14 protein-coding genes and 1 tRNA gene are annotated in these 16,579 nt (G+C 52.6%); 11 read left to right on the top strand and 4 right to left on the bottom strand.

Translation table 11 applies throughout. The features are described from left to right. Nucleotides 1–254 precede the first annotated feature (254 nt). A complete protein-coding gene (gene groES, locus BUB94_RS02790) occupies nt 255–536 on the top strand; it encodes a co-chaperone GroES (protein WP_073156194.1) in 282 nt (93 codons plus the stop codon). 108 nt (nt 537–644) lie between these two features. Then, complete coding sequence (groL, locus tag BUB94_RS02795; protein WP_073234038.1) at nt 645–2,276, top strand: chaperonin GroEL; 1,632 nt, start codon at nt 645–647, stop codon at nt 2,274–2,276. Nucleotides 2,277–2,386: 110 nt separating this feature from the next. Here the strand turns inward: groL and BUB94_RS02800 are convergent, their stop codons facing one another. Continuing rightward, nucleotides 2,387–4,999: an efflux RND transporter permease subunit gene (locus BUB94_RS02800; protein ID WP_254793650.1), complete on the bottom strand. Its 2,613-nt coding sequence runs from the start codon at nt 4,997–4,999 to the stop codon at nt 2,387–2,389. A gap of 38 nt (nt 5,000–5,037) precedes the next feature. Continuing rightward, nucleotides 5,038–7,338 (bottom strand): penicillin-binding protein 1A, encoded by a 2,301-nt coding sequence (locus tag BUB94_RS02805; protein ID WP_073234040.1) that lies wholly within the window; start codon nt 7,336–7,338, stop codon nt 5,038–5,040. A gap of 210 nt (nt 7,339–7,548) precedes the next feature. Here BUB94_RS02805 and BUB94_RS02810 point away from each other — a divergent pair. From BUB94_RS02810 to BUB94_RS02850, 9 genes are all read left to right on the top strand, one after another. Continuing rightward, a tRNA-Arg gene (locus BUB94_RS02810) sits at nt 7,549–7,622 on the top strand. 195 nt (nt 7,623–7,817) lie between these two features. Continuing rightward, complete coding sequence (locus BUB94_RS02815) at nt 7,818–8,165, top strand: helix-turn-helix domain-containing protein (protein WP_073234042.1); 348 nt, start codon at nt 7,818–7,820, stop codon at nt 8,163–8,165. A gap of 47 nt (nt 8,166–8,212) precedes the next feature. Next, on the top strand, nt 8,213–9,337 hold the full coding sequence (gene rlmN / locus BUB94_RS02820; RefSeq protein WP_073156184.1) for a dual-specificity RNA methyltransferase RlmN: 1,125 nt from the start codon (nt 8,213–8,215) through the stop codon (nt 9,335–9,337). 86 nt (nt 9,338–9,423) lie between these two features. Next, complete coding sequence (locus BUB94_RS02825; protein WP_073156181.1) at nt 9,424–10,044, top strand: methyltransferase; 621 nt, start codon at nt 9,424–9,426, stop codon at nt 10,042–10,044. 159 nt (nt 10,045–10,203) lie between these two features. Continuing rightward, nucleotides 10,204–10,701 carry a YchJ family protein gene (locus tag BUB94_RS02830; protein WP_073156175.1) on the top strand — a complete coding sequence of 166 codons (498 nt, stop codon included), beginning with the start codon at nt 10,204–10,206 and terminating at the stop codon, nt 10,699–10,701. A 176-nt stretch (nt 10,702–10,877) separates the two neighbouring features. Further along, complete coding sequence (gene argC, locus BUB94_RS02835) at nt 10,878–11,852, top strand: N-acetyl-gamma-glutamyl-phosphate reductase (protein ID WP_073234051.1); 975 nt, start codon at nt 10,878–10,880, stop codon at nt 11,850–11,852. Nucleotides 11,853–11,928: 76 nt separating this feature from the next. After that, complete coding sequence (gene obgE, locus BUB94_RS02840; RefSeq protein ID WP_083538056.1) at nt 11,929–13,083, top strand: GTPase ObgE; 1,155 nt, start codon at nt 11,929–11,931, stop codon at nt 13,081–13,083. An 11-nt stretch (nt 13,084–13,094) separates the two neighbouring features. Next, nucleotides 13,095–13,565 (top strand): SsrA-binding protein SmpB, encoded by a 471-nt coding sequence (gene smpB / locus BUB94_RS02845; RefSeq protein WP_073156171.1) that lies wholly within the window; start codon nt 13,095–13,097, stop codon nt 13,563–13,565. Then, nucleotides 13,565–14,704, top strand: coding sequence for an N-acetylmuramoyl-L-alanine amidase (locus tag BUB94_RS02850; RefSeq protein ID WP_083538057.1), 1,140 nt, complete (start codon nt 13,565–13,567; stop codon nt 14,702–14,704). The genes smpB and BUB94_RS02850 overlap by 1 nt, the downstream gene beginning before the upstream one ends. 164 nt (nt 14,705–14,868) lie before the next feature. Here BUB94_RS02850 and BUB94_RS02855 read toward each other — a convergent pair whose 3' ends face one another. Then, entirely contained in the window at nt 14,869–15,612 is a 744-nt protein-coding gene (locus BUB94_RS02855; protein WP_073156169.1) for a YebC/PmpR family DNA-binding transcriptional regulator, read from the bottom strand. A 163-nt stretch (nt 15,613–15,775) separates the two neighbouring features. Further along, nucleotides 15,776–16,543, bottom strand: a complete 768-nt coding sequence (locus BUB94_RS02860) for a hypothetical protein (RefSeq protein ID WP_073156166.1) — start codon at nt 16,541–16,543, stop codon at nt 15,776–15,778. Nucleotides 16,544–16,579 lie beyond the last annotated feature (36 nt).

The following is a 16,579-nucleotide window of genomic DNA, read 5'->3' on the forward strand; positions in this document are numbered from 1 at the left end:
GCAACCCGTGAATCGAAGCAGGCCGTGAATCGCGGCGAAAAGGAGTCGGTACCCCGGCTCTTTTTTTGTTTCAGAATTAAACAGCCTTTTGTTTCAAAAGTGAACGTTTACTCCATATATAAGGGCTGCAGCCCCCATTTACGGCATTGGCACAAAAATTGCTAAATTTGGACGAAACAAAAATAGGTCCCCAAGGCCAACAGTTTAAACAATAGGGTTTCCCGAACGTGGAGCCCGCAACAAAGGACAGAAAAATGATCAAGCCTTTAGCAGATCGCATCGTTGTAAAGCCGGCTGAAGCCGAACAGAAGACCTCCTCCGGCCTCTTCATCCCGGATAACGCCAAGGAAAAGCCCATGCAGGGTAAGGTCGTGGCAGTAGGCCCGGGCCGCAAGACTGAAAACGGCGAAACCGTTGCTATGGAAGTCAAGGTTGGCGACGTGGTTATCTACGGCAAGTACAGCGGCACCGAAATCTCCGTCGAAGGCGAAAACTACCTGATCATCAAGGAATCCGACATCTTCGCTACTCTTTAAGAGTGATTAGTAAACAGTGGTCAGTAATCAGTTTTTGCAGGAAGGACCCGCACCCACTAACCACTAAACACTAACCACTAACCACTTTTTAAATAAGGAAAAAGAAAAATGGCAAAACAGTTGAAGTTTGATGTGGCTGCCCGTGAATCCCTCATGAACGGCGTCGATAAGCTGGCAAACGCAGTTAAGGTTACTCTCGGCCCCAAGGGTCGTAACGTCATGATCGCCAAGGCATTTGGCGCACCCAACGTCACCAAGGACGGCGTTTCCGTCGCTAAGGAAATCGAACTGGAAGACGCTTACGAAAACCTGGGCGCACAGATGGCCAAGGAAGTAGCAAACAAGACTTCTGACACCGCTGGCGACGGCACCACCACCGCAACCGTTCTCGCTCAGGCAATCACTCGCGAAGGCCTCAAGAACGTTGCCGCAGGCGCAAACCCCATGGACATCAAGCGCGGTATGGACGCTGCAGTTGACGCTGTCATCGAAGAAATCGGCAAGATGGCTGTGAAGATTAACGGCAAGGAACACATCGCTCAGGTTGCTACCATTTCCGCTAACAACGATCCGGAAATCGGCGACCTCCTGGCCAACGCTATGGAAAAGGTCGGTAACGACGGCGTTATCACCATCGAAGAATCCAAGACTGCAGAAACCATCCTCGACGTCGTCGAAGGTATGCAGTTCGATCGCGGTTACCTGTCTCCCTACTTCGTCACCAACACTGACAGCATGGAAGCAGCCCTCGAAGCTCCTTACATCCTCCTTTACGACAAGAAGATCTCCACCATGAAGGACCTCCTCCCCATGCTGGAATTCGTCGCAAAGCAGGGCAAGCCTCTCCTCATCATTGCTGAAGATGTTGACGGCGAAGCTCTCGCAACTCTCGTTGTGAACAAGATGCGCGGCACCCTGAAGGTGGCAGCCGTTAAGGCTCCGGGCTTCGGCGACCGTCGTAAGGCAATGCTGGAAGACATCGCTATCCTCACCGGCGGTATGCTGGTTTCCGAAGACACCGGCGCTAAGCTGGAAGACGCTCCGGTTACCGTCCTCGGTCAGGCAAAGTCCATCGTTATCACCAAGGACAACACTACCATCGTCGAAGGTGCTGGCGACGCCGCTTCCATCAAGGGCCGTATCGCCCAGATCAAGAAGCAGATCGAAGCTACCACTAGCGACTATGACCGCGAAAAGCTCCAGGAACGTCTCGCAAAGCTCGCTGGCGGCGTTGCAGTGATCAAGGTCGGTGCTGCTACCGAAGTTGAAATGAAGGAAAAGAAGGACCGCGTTGACGATGCTATGCACGCTACCCGCGCAGCCGTCGAAGAAGGTATCGTTCCGGGTGGTGGCGTTGCTCTCATCCGCGCAGCCAAGGCTGTCGAAGCCCTCAAGCTCACCAACGACGACCAGAAGACTGGTGCCGCTATCATCAAGCGCGCTATCGAAGAACCTCTCCGTCAGATCGTCGCAAACGCTGGTGGCGAAGGCTCCGTCGTTGTGAACAAGGTTAAGGAAGGTAAGGACGGCTTCGGCTACAACGCCAAGACCGATACTTACGAAGACCTGATCAAGGCTGGCGTTATCGACCCGGCTAAGGTCACCCGTACCGCTCTCAAGAACGCATCCTCCATCGCTTCCATGATCCTGACCACCGACTGCGTGATCACCGAAAAGAAGGAAGCCAAGCCGGCAGCACCCGCTATGGATCCTTCCATGGGCATGGGCGGCATGATGTAATAAAGCCTTCTCGCGGGGTCTCCCCCGCGATCTAGGATTTTTTCCCTTTACGAACAAAGGGCTGCGGTTTTAAACCGCAGCCCTTTTTCTGTATGCTTTGTTCTTTCTGGCTACTTCTTCTTAAGCCATGCCTGGCAAAGGAACATGGAGAATACCACGCTGGTAATCAGGAAAATGAAGATGCCTAGGCAAGCCAGGTCACCGATGCCCTTCAGGCCGCGATGGGTGGTAAAGAGGAAGCCCACGAAGCCGGCGATAGTGGTCATGGAGCTGGCCATCACGTTACGGCCGGTGTTGTCCATAAGCTGGCGGAGGGTCATGTTCTTGTCGGACATCCAAGAGGTAATGAAGTGGATGGTGGCGTCGATGCCGATACCCAGGGTCATGGGAATGACGATCACATTATAAATGCTGATCTTGCCGAAATCCAGGAAGTGGGTCAAGGCGCCAAGTACGCCCAGTGTCAGCAAGGTGCCCATGCCGAAGGAAATGCAGCCGCTAATGAAGAGCTTGGGCTTGCGGAAGGACACGGCCAAGGTTCCGAAGATCACCAGGATGATGGCCAGGGCCAGGCGGAAGCTGTCCTGCTTCACGGATTCAATCACGTCAGAGAGAATGAACTGGGAAGAGAAGGTGCGCAGGTCTTCGCCGTCGAAGTTCCAGTGGCCATAACGTTCCTGGAAGCGGTGCAGGGCGTGGGCATCCCAGCTGGGGAAGTCACCGTAGATAAAGCCGATCTTGCCATAGGAGCCATCCTTTTCGCGGAGGAGGTCCAGAGTCCAGCTAGGAACGTCTTCGGGAGTGAAGGATTCCTCGACCTTGGCCAGCTGACGGAGAGAAGCGATGTTTGCGGAATCCTCGCCTTCGGCGCGGTCAAAGACACGGGCTTCTGCCAGGTCGCGAATTTCCTCGATGATTTCGAGGCGGGCCTTCTGGGAATCCATAGGCGGCACAAAGCTCTTCAAGGTCAGGAAGCTACCCAGGGTAGAATCCTTTTCCACATGGAGTCGGACCATCAAGGTATCGTACAGCATATCAAGCTGTTCGGGCTTGGAACCCATGACGGCGGCCGGAGTGGATGTCACGGCACGGTTGGTGGCACGGGTCACCTTGGTAGAAATCTTGTTCTTGGAAGTCTTTACCGTGGTAGAAACGCGGCGCAGGTTGCGCATGTTGTGTTCGAAGTCCACATCCTGGGTAAAGTACAGGGAGATGCCACCAAGAATGAAGCCGATAATGGCCGCATACTTAAAGAAGTTAAAGACTTGCTTGTCGCTCCAGGACTTGGGAAGCAGACTGTTATTAGGTGCAGCGGGAATACCGCCCATGCATCTGATAAATACAGGCAGCACCAGCAAGGAGGTCAGCATACTGAACAGCACACCGCAAGAAGCCACCACGCCGAATTCATAGAAGCCGCGGAAGTGTGCAGCAAGCAAGGTCAGGAAGGCTGCGATGGTGGTGAAACTTGCCAGAATGAAAGGCTTCATCATTTTCTGCTGGGCCATTTCCAGCACTTCTTCCAAAGAGGCGTTCTTGCTCAGCAGCTTTTGTGCCGTACCCAAAATATGGATGGAGTAGTCAATACCGATACCCAAGATAATGGAAGCCACAAAAACGGTAAAGGGGTTCATCTTGCCGTACAGCAGGGCGGTAAATGCCAGGGTAGGAATGCAGGCGTACAGCACAGAAGCTGTCACCAGCACAGGACCCTTCACGCTGCGGAAGAACACCATGGTCAAGATGAAGATCAGGACAAGGCTAATGCCGAAGGAGAAGATACTGTCGTTAGCCACTTCATCCACTTCCTTCAGACCTTCGTAAGTACCTTCAACAGTAAAACGGGTAGGCACGGGGTAAGTCTTGGAACCGAAGTAGCTCAACAGGGAATCGGTGCTTGCCAGAATATGGGTCACGAATTCATAGTCGGTAGAAGGCTTGATCAGTTTGGCGTTCACCACACCGTTAAAGAGGATCTTGCCATCATAGTCTTCCGGAGGAGGAGTGCCGATCAGGCGAGTTTTCAGATGAGCCGGCAAGAAAGCCTTGGGATTCCATTCTTCGCCAGACTTTGCCTGCTGCAAGGTATCATCCTTGGCCTTCTTCTTGAAGAAGGAATCAAAGGCGCTAACCGCTTCTTCGGGGAGGCCCAGTTCCTGCGGGAGGTTGGCGTCAAACCAGACACGTTCTTTCTTTTCGGCAGAGGCAGAACTGTCGGACAGACCATCCATCAGGTCAACCACCAGAGGACCATTCTTGCGGCCGATTTCCAGCTGCAGATCTTCAAGATTGTCGCGGATGCGTTCCAGATGCTTCGAAGGCAGGTAAAGCAGGGCGTTATCCTTGAAGAACTGGTTGTCGTTATCGACCTGAGTCGAGACGAAATCGCCAGTCCAGTTCTTGTGGATGTATGCACTGATAGAATCCTGCAGGGCGGCAACGAGTTCGACGTCTTCGCTCTGGATGGCAATCATGAAACGGTCCGTACTACCGAAACGGCTGAAGGATTCCTGCAGAGCCTTGACGCTAGGCGTATCTTCCGGCAGCAAGTGGGACAAGTCCGCATCCAGCTTAAGACCAGGCTTAAACAGGATGGGAATGGCACAGAGTACCGCCAACACCAGGTAGAAGGCCAGAGCCTTGAACTTGTTTCTGCAAATCAGCGGGATATACCAGCCAGAAAATTTTTCAGTAAACGATTTCTTATTCATTTTACCATCCATCAGAAGACCTCCTATCCTCTTCTTTTCAAACACTTTTCCTAGAACATCTTGCGGGCTTTCTTAGCCCCACCGGCGGACGTGGCCGGGCTGCTTACCGCACCCTTGTTACTAAAGAGGGTGGCATCGTCAGCAGACTTGGTCTTCACTTCGAAGTGGTTACCGTCGCAAGTTTCAGTAGGAGCATAACCAGCGGTATACAGGCAGACGGTCTTTTCGGAGCAGAACTCACCGGCAGCCTTACCCGTGTGGTTGCAAACGCCCTTGCTTACAACGCCGGAGGGAACCGGGAAGGGCTTGCGGGGCAGATCCTTATGCAGTTCCTTCATCACGGCAATCCAGACAGGCAGGGCATCTTCAGTACCGGTATGACCTGCACCCAGGGAACCCGGATTATCGGAGCCAACCCAGACACCCATGGTGTACTGCTTCGTGAAACCGATATACCAGCAGTCCGTGTAATCGTTTGTGGTACCCGTCTTACCACCACTGGGATGGGTAAAGCCGTTGGCATACACACGGGCGGCAGTACCGCGAATGTTCACGTCCTTCAGAATGTCCACCATCAGGTAGGCAGAAGCCGGGCGCAGCACTTCGTGTTCCACCTTGGAGTTACGTTCGATCACTTCGCCGTTGCGGTCCACGATAGATTCGATCATGTAAGGTTCAATACGGTTACCGCCATTGGGGAACACTGTATAGGCAGACGTCATTTCCATCAGGGTTGCACCCACGGAACCCAGAGCCAAGCTAGGCACAGCCATCAACGGAGCGCGAACGATACCGAACTTGCGGGCGTAGTTCACCACATTGTTCAGGCCGTACTTCATACCCGTCAAAATAGCAGGCAGGTTCTTGGAACGGTACAGGGCGCGGCGGAGCGTCATCATACCTTCGAAGTCATGTTCGAAGTTGGCCGGACGCCACACCTTGTTGGGGTTCTTGTCATCCGGGTCGGGAATGCTCACAGGCTGGTCGTTCACGGAGTCGCAGGGGCTTGCGCCGTTATCCATTGCAGTGGAATAGACGATGGGCTTGAAAGAGGAACCAGGCTGACGCAAGGACTGTACGGCACGATTCCAGCGGGAGGCGTTCCAGTCGCTACCACCCACCATGGCACGGATTGCGCCCGTCTCGTTTTCGATAAGGATGGCGGCCACTTCGGCATGATGATAGCGGATACTATCCGGATAACGGCGCTTGGTCAAGTCGGCAGCGGTATCGGCAGCCAGATAATTCTTCTTGAAATCGGCATAAATGCTGTCGAAGTGTGCCACCACGCTATCTTCGGGCATATCATACTTCTTGGTCAAGAGCAGACGGCGTGTGGTGCGGTACTTGACGCGGCGGCGAACCTTTTCCACCTGCACGCGGGCAACGCTATCGGCATAAGCCTGGATGGCCGGGTCGATGGTACTATTAATAGTCACACCATCGGCATAGAGGGAGTTTTCGCCATACTTCTTTTCCATGTACTTACGGATTTCTTCGTAGAAGTACAGGCCGGCATCGTTATTCACTTCCTTCTTGGCCAGGGTGATCGGAGTTTCGATATACTTATGATAATCATCATTATTGATGTAGCCGGCATCGCGCATGGCATAGAGCACCGTGTTGCGGCGTTCCAGTGAAGCCTTGGGATGACGGTCGGGGCGGTAAGCTTCCGGACGCTGGAGCATACCGGCAAGAACAGCATATTCAGGAATGGTCAGACTGTCCAGGGGGCGACCGAAGTAGAACTTGCCTGCAGCCTGGAAACCATAGTTACCGCCAGACAGGTAAACTTCATTCATGTAGAATTCAAGAATTTCCTTCTTGGTATAGGTCTGTTCGATGCGGATGGCGGTCATCATTTCCTTGATCTTACGGGAAATGGTTCGTTCCGGCGTCAGGAACAGGAGCTTGGTCAGCTGCTGGGTCAAGGTAGAGGCACCGCGGAGCTTCTTGCCCGAGGTCGCACTTTCCAGAATGGCAGACGGAATCGCCCACACGTTCATACCCCAGTGATCATAGAAGGCACGGTCTTCGGTAGCCATCACCGCATGGATCGCATCTTCCGGAATCGAGTCGAAGGGAGTCCATTCGCGACGTTCCACGAAATACTCGTGGGCAATTTCGCCGTTCATGTCGTTAATCTTCGTGACCAGCTTGGGATTGATCTGCTCCAGCTGAGAAAGGGAGGGCAGCTCCGGCGCAAAGTGGTTGTACACCGCCACAACCGTCACAAAAGCGATAATCACCGGCAAAGCCAGGATTCCGAGCCAAATCAGCACCTTTTTATCGGTGAACCAGCCCTTCAAAATCTGAAGGACATTCATTAGGACAGCTTTAACTTTATTCATTATAATATATAAGGTTAAAAATTTTGGGACAAAGATAGCTAATACGAGAACATCATACCTTTAAGGAACATGAAAAGAGGGGTCTAAAGCCCCCCATAAAAACTTTTTTCAAAAAAAATCATTTTTTTTAGGAATTACCCTTGACAAATATCGTGAATAATCTATCTTTGTGCGCGTTGAAAGACGAGAGTCAAACAACAAAACAAAAACGCGGATGTAGCCCAACTGGATAGAGCGTTTGGCTACGAACCAAAAGGCTCCAGGTTCGAGTCCTGGCACCCGCAGAAAAAAGCAGTAAGAGAAATCTTACTGCTTTTTTTCGTTTTATACCTCCCCAGGCATTTTGTTTCAAAAACTTTTCAAACAGTCCTTCATTTTGCAAACAGTTGTTTGCACGGCGCGTTTAATTTTATTCTAAATTTACATACAAGGTTAAAAACAGGAACACATTATTACCCATACCACGCCGTGGAGGAAAAATGATCTACAAGCAAATCATCTTATCGAAAGTCATCCAGCACATTTTTCTCGCCAAACGTCAAAAAACAGGGCTAACCCAGCTGGGACTCGCCCTCAAATCCCATATTACCCGCCAGTTCATCTCCCAAGTCGAAAGCGGCAAGAGAGCCCCCTCTATTTTCACCATGAGCGTCCTAGCCACGGCCTGCAAAATGACCCTGACCGAACTATTCCAGGAAGTGGACAAACTGTACAATTTTTACGAAATGGAAGACAAATGCAGGGCTTCGGAACCGGCCAAGATCGCTGCTTCGCCAAACCGTTGCAACGACTACATCGAAAACATCAGACACAAGTCACAGCCGTAATCTACGACCCTTAACAAAAAGGCTATTTTTTACTATCTTTGCGACCTATGGAATGGCCGCGCAACATAAAAACACTTACCACAGACGAACTGAAAGCTTGGCTTAGGGACGTCGACGAAAAGCCTTTTAGAGCAGACCAGATTCAGAAATGGCTGTTCTGCCAGCAGGTCCGTTCCTACGACGAAATGGTGAATATTTCACCCGCACTTCGCGAAAAGTTGGCAAACCAGTTTGAGCTGCGTTCCCTCAAGGAAGACCAGCACATGGTTTCCGTAGACGGAACCGTCAAATGGTTGTTCGAAACCCATGACGGATATCACATCGAAACCGTGATGATCCCCGCCAACGGTCGTTTTTCTGTTTGCGTTTCTACCCAGGTGGGCTGCGCCATGAACTGCGCATTCTGCCGCACCGCCAAGATGGGCTTCTTCCGTAATCTCGAAGCCGGCGAAATCCTCGAAGAAATCCTGAACGTCAACTGGTACCTGAAAGACAACAACATCTTCAACGAAGAAGGTCAGATCGCCCAGGTCACCAACATCATCTTCATGGGCATGGGCGAACCCCTGAACAACCTGGAAAACGTACACCGAGTCTGCTGCACTCTGCACAACCAGAAGCTGTTCAACATGGGTTCCAAGCGCATGACCGTCAGCACCAGCGGCGTCGTCCCCCGCATCAAGGAACTGGTGGACCGCAACACGCCCTGCTGCCTGGCCATCAGCCTGAACAGCACCAATAACGAATACCGCTCTTCCGTCATGCCGGTAAATGACCTCTGGCCCATCGAAAAACTTTTGGAAGCGGTAGACGAATATATCCGTAGAACCGATAATTATGTGACGTTCGAATTCGTTCTGATCCAGAACATCACCTGTACGCCCAAGGCCGCCAAGGAACTGATCCGCATTTGCGCTCCCCGACGCGTCAAGGTGAACGCCATCATCTTAAACGATGGCGACGACCCGAACCTGCACGCCCCTACCCCCGAAGAAGTGGACACCTTCCTCGCCGCGGTTCGAGCAGCCCAGGTCCAGATCACCATCCGTACCGCCCGTGGCCGCGACATTCTGGCCGCCTGCGGACAGCTGGCCTACAAGAAGAACAAGGACAACCAGGAAGCATTTGAAAGAGGCCACAGCCTCCCCGACGCAAAGCCCAGGCAGGACTGACAAGGTTCGGCACAGGGCTCCAGGACGGAATCAAATTTGGAATTAGGATAAGTAATTAGCAAGAGAAACAAACAGGAAGGTAAATAATGTTGACACAAAACCTCCCGGAATTTTGGGATAATCTTTACGCAGAAGGCAAGGACTATTGGAACACCAAGAAGGCTACCCCTGCCCTGCTGGAATTTTTCAAGAACCCCTCCTGCCCCGCTACCGGCTCCGTGCTGGTTCCTGGCGCAGGCTTTGGTTACGACGCCGAAGCATGGGCCATGCGCGGCCATGACGTTCTGGCAGTAGATTTCGCAGCAACCGCAGTCGATGAACTGGACCACTTGAGCCGCAAGCACAAGAACCTCCGTTCCCTGGACCTGGACCTGTTCACCCTTTCTCCCAAGGATCAGAAGCGTGGCGGCCAGCAGTTCGATATCGTGTACGATTACGGTACCTTCACTGCAATCCATCCGGGTCGTCGCGACGAATTCTTCGAAGTCTGCTACAAGATGCTGAAGGACGACGGCGTGCTGATTTCCCTCATGTACCCGCTGATGAACGGCAAGACCCTGCAGGGTCCTCCGCACTGCACCAGCGAAGGCGAACTGATGGCTCGTCTCGGCGGCGTTTTCGATGTGGTTGAACGCATCCCGGCCGTAAACAGCCTCCCCGACCGTGCAGGTAAGGAAGAATTCTGGATTCTCAAGAAGTGCCTGTAGTAGCATAAAGGTTATAGGCGAAAGGATAAAGGAGCGCGGTCATCCCGCGCCTTTTTTTTCGCCGTAAACAGCCTACCGCCTTTAAACTTTAAACTTTATCCTTTAACCTTTTTTCTATCTTTTTCGCTGTAAATTTTTCACACTTTTAACGAGGTTATTATGGCTCAAGATTTATGCCCCTGTGGTTCCGGTAAAGAATATTGCGAATGCTGCGAACCGGTCATCAAGCAGACTGCTCTCGCCGCTTCTCCCGAAGCACTGATGCGTTCTCGCTACACCGCTTACGCCAAGCACGAAATCGCATGGCTCAAGGAATCCCTGGAAGCTACTCAGCGTTCCGATTTCGACGAAGCTAGCGTCGAAGCATGGAGCAAGGAATCCGAATGGCTGGGCATCGAAATCAAGCAGACCAAGACCGAAGAAGAAAAGAACATCGGCTGGGTCGAATTCGTAGCTCGCTTCAAGCAGGGCAACATCACCCGTAACCACCACGAACTGGGCGAATTCCACAAGGTTGGTGGCGCATGGTTCTTCTACGACGGCCGTGCAGTCAAGCAGGAAACCGTGAAGAAGACCGGTCCGGATGTCGGCCGTAACGATCCGTGCCCCTGCGGTTCTGGCAAGAAGTACAAGAAGTGCTGCGGCGCTGGTAAGTAACAACGGTATGAGGACGCACCTGCGGTGCTCTGAGGCATGAGGGCGGGCCAAAGGCCCTTTGAGCTAAGGAATAGCGGCTTCGCTGCGACAATTTAACTTACCTCTAGCGAGCACAGCGAGCGACCTCAAAGCGACATCGTCGCGACCTCATCCCTGATTTCCTAAGGAATAAAGCAATGTTCAAGATTTTTGTTGATGGCGAAGCTGGTACCACCGGTCTTCAGATTTATGATCGACTCGCAAAGCGTAACGATATCGAAGTTCTGCGCATTTCCCAGGAACTGCGTAAGGATACCGCCGAACGCCAGCGCCTGATCAATGAATCCGACGTGACTTTCCTGTGCCTGCCCGATGCAGCCGCCGTGGAAAGTGCAGCGCTCTGCACCAATCCGAACACCGTAATCATCGACGCTTCCACGGCTCACCGTGTGAACCCGGACTGGACTTACGGCATGCCCGAACTTTCTGCAGAACAGCGCAAGGCCATCAGCACAGCAAAGCGCATTGCTAACCCCGGTTGCCACGCCACAGGCTTTATCCTTGGCGTACACCCGCTGGTCGCAAGCGGCATTCTCCCCAAGTCCACAAACTTGGCAGCCTACAGCATCACCGGCTATTCCGGTGGCGGCAAGAAGCTCATCGCCGAATACGAAGACGAAAGCGCTCTTGGCCACAAGGCAGGAGAATCCCTCCCCATCATGGCTCCGGCACCTTACGCCCTGGCCCTTTCCCACAAGCACATTCCCGAAATGAAGAAGTACTGCGAACTGGAAAACACGCCCTTCTTCAATCCGGTGCTTGGCCCCTACTACAAGGGCATGGCCGTAACCGTAGCCCTCTTTGCAAACCAGCTTAGCAAGAAGGTTGGACCTCAGGACCTGACCGACATCCTCAAGGAACACTACGCAGGCTCCAACTTCGTAACCGTCATGCCTTACGAAGCAACCCCTGCAGAGACTCCGGCACTGATCAACGGCCGTCTGAACCCCACCATCTGCAACAACACAAATAATGCTTGCATCCAGGTTTTCGGTAACGAAACCGTCATGCAGGTTACAACAATCATCGACAATCTGGGCAAGGGCGCCAGCGGTGCCGCCATCCAGAACATGAACATCGCTCTCGGTCTCGACGAAACGTTAGGACTCTAACCCTGCGGCGAAGCCGCCTAACTCAAACTCAAAGGAGCGAAGCGACGAGCTCATACCTCGGACCTCGAAACCTGTTATGTTTTTAGACGAAAAATCAATCGAAGTGCGCTCCGGCAAGGGCGGTGACGGCATCTGCAGTTTCCACCGTGAAAAGTTTGTACCTCTGGGCGGCCCCGATGGCGGAGATGGCGGCCGTGGCGGTCACGTTATCCTCCAAGTCAACGAACAGTATTCCACCCTGCTGGACATGGGTAACGCACGTCTGTACAAGGCACGCCCCGGTCAAGCCGGCGGCGCCAAGCGCTGCACCGGCAGATCTGCAGAAGACCTCATCGTAGACGTACCCAAGGGAACTATCGTCAAGGATGCCGAAGGTCGAATTCTTGCAGACCTTACCGAAGACGGCCAGCGCTGGATTGCTGCCCGTGGCGGCAAGGGCGGCATGGGCAACCAGCACTTCGCCACCCCTTCTAACCAGGCACCTCGCAAATGCACTCCGGGCGAAGCAGGCGAAAAGCGCGAACTGTTCCTGGAACTGAAGCTCATGGCAGACGTCGGTCTGGTTGGCTTCCCCAACGCAGGCAAGTCCAGTCTGGTGAACAAGATTTCCAGCGGACGTCCCAAGGTGGGCGACTATCCCTTTACCACTCTGGAACCGGTGCTTGGCATCGTGCAGATGAACGGACATAGCTTTGTGGTGGCCGACATTCCGGGTCTCCTGGAAGGCGCCAGCGAAGGCAAGGGTCTGGGTCACCAGTTCCTGAAGCACATCGAACGCACCCACACTCTTTTGTTCGTAATTGACGGTTTTGCAGAAAACGCCTACGAACAGTTCACGGTTCTGAAGGGAGAACTGGCGGCATTCCACCCGAAGCTAGCCAAGAAGCCCTACGTAATCGCCCTGAACAAAAGTGACCTGGGCATCGAAGAGGCCATCAAACAGTTTGCGGAACATAAGGAAAAGGTTATCATCACCTCTGCCTTTACCGGTGAAGGTTGCATGGAACTCCGTGACGCCCTGGATCAGGCAGTCCCCCACGTCCAAAAGAAAAAGGTGGGCTGGGAAACCAGGAAGGTAGAAGCACCTGTCAAGAAGGCCGCCGCAAAGACTGCTGCCAAGGCAGAACGCAAGGCAGCATCCAAGACCGCAGCCAAGCCCGCATCCAAGACCACAAAGGCTCCTGCCAAGAAGGCTCCCGCAAAGAAGCCTGCCGCAAAAAAGTCCAAGTAAGGTAAAAGTCCATGGCAAAAAAGGAACAGTCAACACCCGTCATCCAGAATAGAAAGGCAAACCACCTTTACTTCGTGGACGAAACCTTCGAGGTGGGCATCATGCTCATCGGTTCCGAAGTCAAGTCCATTCGCGACGGCAAGTGTACCATTGGCGAAGCCTGGATTGACATTGACGAAAAGAAGAACGAGCTCTGGCTGGTAGGTGCCCGCATCGACGAGTACCTATTCGCCAACCGCTTCAACCACATTCCTGCAAGACGCCGCAAGCTCCTGGCCCATGGCCACGAAATCGAAAAGATGCGCAAGGCCAAGGAACAGAAGGGCTGCACCCTGATTCCTCTGAAGTTGTACTTCAAGAATCGTCGCGCCAAGCTGGAAATGGGCATCTGCCGCGGTAAGGACCAGCACGACAAACGTCAGACCATTATGGAACGCGACGCCAAGATGGAAATGGATCGCGCAGCAAAGGCACACAAGTAATGAACAAGGTTTTGTGGGTACTGCTTTTCTGCCTAGCAACCGCCTCTGCGGTGTGGGCCGGTAAAACGGACGTAGAGAATTTCGCCCAAAGTAAGGGCGCCTCTTTCCATTGGTATCCCGTTCAAAAAACGTTCACCCTAGAAAGAAACAAGGACACGGTCAAGTTCGCCATCGGCCTCCCCTACGCAAGTCTCCACGGCAAGACAATCAACCTTGCAGCAGCTCCAGTTCTTTCTGCAGGCCGCATCCAAATTGATTCCGTCGACGCAGCAAAATTTTTTGAGGCAGAACAAACCGCAAAAAGTTCCGCCCAACAGGCAGCCGTTTCATCAAGCAGTGTAAAGGCAGCCCCCGCAGCAACAAATACAACAACCACAGCCCAAGCACCCGCCCCCGCAAAAAATGAAACCGCAGGCACCCGCGAAGTCAAGACCATCGTTATCGACCCGGGCCACGGCGGCAAGGACTCAGGCGCCATCGGTTCCAAGTCTCAAGAAAAAGACATTGTCCTTACCGTAGGCAAGCTCCTCAAGAAGGAATTGGAAAAGGAAGGCTTTATCGTCAAGATGACCCGCGACAAGGATTACTTTGTCGAACTGGGCCAGCGGGCCAATCTAGCAAACCAATGGGATGGCGACCTCTTCATCAGCCTCCACTGCAACGCCGTTGACGCCACTCCCGAACGCAAGAAGATTATCAAGGGCTACCACGTCTACGTACTCCGCGCTCCCGAAAGCGAAGAAGACAAGGCCATCGCCCGCCGCGAAAACAAGGTGGCCACCCTCTACGGCGAAAAGAACGCCAAGGAAGAACTCTCCCCCATCGAATGGTTTAAGCTGGAAGCCCGCCTCGAAAAGTACAAGCAGAACAGCTACATGTTCACCGAAGAACTTCTTAAGGCTAACGATGGCTACAAGATTCGCAAGCAGGCCGGCGGCGTAGGCGGTGCTGGCTTCATGGTACTCGTGGGTGCGTTAATGCCCGCAGTGCTTTACGAAATCGGTTTCATCAGTAACCTTGAGGACGAAGCCTACATGATGAGCGACGCCGGACAGAAGGATATCGCCGAACGCATTTCCAAGGCAGTCGCCAACTACAAGACCGCAGTCCACAACTACCGCGAAACCCTGGGCAGGTAAAGGTTAAAGGTTAAAGGTTAAAGTATAAAGAGAGGTGACTCCGGTGGAGTCGCCTTTTTGACAAGTCCGCGGCACCTATTTTTTACGTCGTATGAGTAAAAAGTCCTCGGTCTAAACCGAGGACTTCTCAAATTCGCGAAGTTCGCTTTATAGGTTACAGAGGATTACTCAGCGTCCATGTCAGCTTCGTCGATTTCAGCGTTGTGGTAAACGTCCTGAACGTCGTCGTGATCTTCGAACTTGTCGATGAGCTTGAGCAGCTTCACAGCGTCGTCGTGGCCCAGCTTGACGGGGTCGTTAGCGACGTAGGTGATTTCAGCGCTCATCATTTCGATGCCAGCACCTTCAAGAGCGCGGGTAACGGCGTCGAATGCTTCCGGAGAGGTGGAAACTTCGTGGATGCCGTCTTCAGTGCTCATGTCGTCTGCACCAGCTTCCAGAACCAGGTCCATAACCTGATCTTCGCTGTACTTTTCTGCATCGATAACAATCATACCCTTGTAGGTAAATGCCCAAGTAACGGAACCGGTTTCGCCCATGGCGCCGCCGTTCTTGTTGAAGATGTTACGGATTTCAGCAACGGTACGAACCTTGTTGTCGGTCATGCACTGCACCATGATGGCAATGCCTGCAGGACCGCGACCTTCGTACAGCGGTTCGGTAACGTCTGCACCACCGTTAGCGCCAGTACCCTTGGCAATAGCACTTTCGATGTTCTTGGTGGGCAAGCTCTGAGACTTGGACTTGATGATAGCAGCACGGAGACGCGGGTTTGCATCCGGGTTGCCGCCGCCAAGCTTAGCAGCGATAGAAATTTCCTTAATCAACTTGTTCCATGCCTTAGCACGGGCAACGTCAGTCTTAGCTTTCTTACGTTTGGTGGTGGCCCATTTGGAGTGACCGGACATAAATTACCTCATATAGGTTGCAAAAGTTTCGGGTCAAAAAATAATTTTTTTTTGGACGTCTGTCCTTAAATTCCGCAAGTTTTATATAAAAAATCAAGAAAAAAGCCGCCACCCTTCTCTACGAAAGGCAGCGGCATTTATAAGTTTCGAACTACAAAGAAGATTATTTCTTCTTACGCATAGCGCACTGGCGCTTTTCCTTGACGCTCAGGCTCGGATCATCGCAGCCATCACCAGAAGAAACCTTCTTGTGCTTATTCTTCTTGACAGGAGCCTCATCCTTTACAGCCTTGCCCTTCTTGGCCGGCTTCGTAACGGGAGCTTCTTCAGCTTCTACACGACGCTTGCGGGTAGAAATGGTTCCATCGTCATCAGAAAGTTTGCGGTTTCCGTTCTTCTTCTGAAGAGCTTGCAACTTCTTCTTGTCCATAGGATCAGCGGAAGCCTTGGTAATGGCGCGGTCATACTTACCGCCCCACACGTTACCAATCAAGGAACCGGATTCCAGAGCATCCTTCAGAATGCCCTTAGCCCATTCATCGTTGGCCGGAGGCAACAGTTTGAACTTCAGGTTACGAATACGGGTAGGTTCTTCTTCATAATAAAGCATCATGTCAAAGAAACCAACCTGATATTCCTGACCGTCGGTACCAGCAGCCGTAGAGGGAACGTATGCGAGAACCGCATAAAGTTCACCGTCAAAGAGACCGGTAATCAAGACATCGCCGTCTCCACCCGGAGCCTGGACTTCACCCGTAGCCTGGAAGGCCCACGGAGCGACATCCACCGTCAACTGGAACTTGTGGAAACCCTTTTCAACCTTCTTCAGTTTAAGCAGCGCCCCAGAGAAAGCCTGGAATTCAGGCTTCAGGTTCTGAGCAGAGCAAACAACTGCAAAGGCCAGAAAGAGAAATGCAAGTAACTTCTTCATAATTCTAATCCTCTTTTAATTCGGGTTAGAAACCCA

This window comes from Fibrobacter sp. UWH9, assembly GCF_900129715.1.
In the GTDB taxonomy this organism is placed as follows: domain Bacteria; phylum Fibrobacterota; class Fibrobacteria; order Fibrobacterales; family Fibrobacteraceae; genus Fibrobacter.

Bases quoted from the DNA above. Each gene is read 5' to 3' on its own strand.
- groES (WP_073156194.1), top strand. From the start codon at position 255: ATGATCAAGCCTTTAGCAGATCGCATCGTTGTAAAGCCGGCTGAAGCC.
- groL (WP_073234038.1), top strand. From the start codon at position 645: ATGGCAAAACAGTTGAAGTTTGATGTGGCTGCCCGTGAATCCCTCATG.
- BUB94_RS02800 (WP_254793650.1), bottom strand. From the start codon at position 4,999: ATGGATGGTAAAATGAATAAGAAATCGTTTACTGAAAAATTTTCTGGC.
- BUB94_RS02805 (WP_073234040.1), bottom strand. From the start codon at position 7,338: ATGAATAAAGTTAAAGCTGTCCTAATGAATGTCCTTCAGATTTTGAAG.
- BUB94_RS02815 (WP_073234042.1), top strand. From the start codon at position 7,818: ATGATCTACAAGCAAATCATCTTATCGAAAGTCATCCAGCACATTTTT.
- rlmN (WP_073156184.1), top strand. From the start codon at position 8,213: ATGGAATGGCCGCGCAACATAAAAACACTTACCACAGACGAACTGAAA.
- BUB94_RS02825 (WP_073156181.1), top strand. From the start codon at position 9,424: ATGTTGACACAAAACCTCCCGGAATTTTGGGATAATCTTTACGCAGAA.
- BUB94_RS02830 (WP_073156175.1), top strand. From the start codon at position 10,204: ATGGCTCAAGATTTATGCCCCTGTGGTTCCGGTAAAGAATATTGCGAA.
- argC (WP_073234051.1), top strand. From the start codon at position 10,878: ATGTTCAAGATTTTTGTTGATGGCGAAGCTGGTACCACCGGTCTTCAG.
- obgE (WP_083538056.1), top strand. From the start codon at position 11,929: ATGTTTTTAGACGAAAAATCAATCGAAGTGCGCTCCGGCAAGGGCGGT.
- smpB (WP_073156171.1), top strand. From the start codon at position 13,095: ATGGCAAAAAAGGAACAGTCAACACCCGTCATCCAGAATAGAAAGGCA.
- BUB94_RS02850 (WP_083538057.1), top strand. From the start codon at position 13,565: ATGAACAAGGTTTTGTGGGTACTGCTTTTCTGCCTAGCAACCGCCTCT.
- BUB94_RS02855 (WP_073156169.1), bottom strand. From the start codon at position 15,612: ATGTCCGGTCACTCCAAATGGGCCACCACCAAACGTAAGAAAGCTAAG.
- BUB94_RS02860 (WP_073156166.1), bottom strand. From the start codon at position 16,543: ATGAAGAAGTTACTTGCATTTCTCTTTCTGGCCTTTGCAGTTGTTTGC.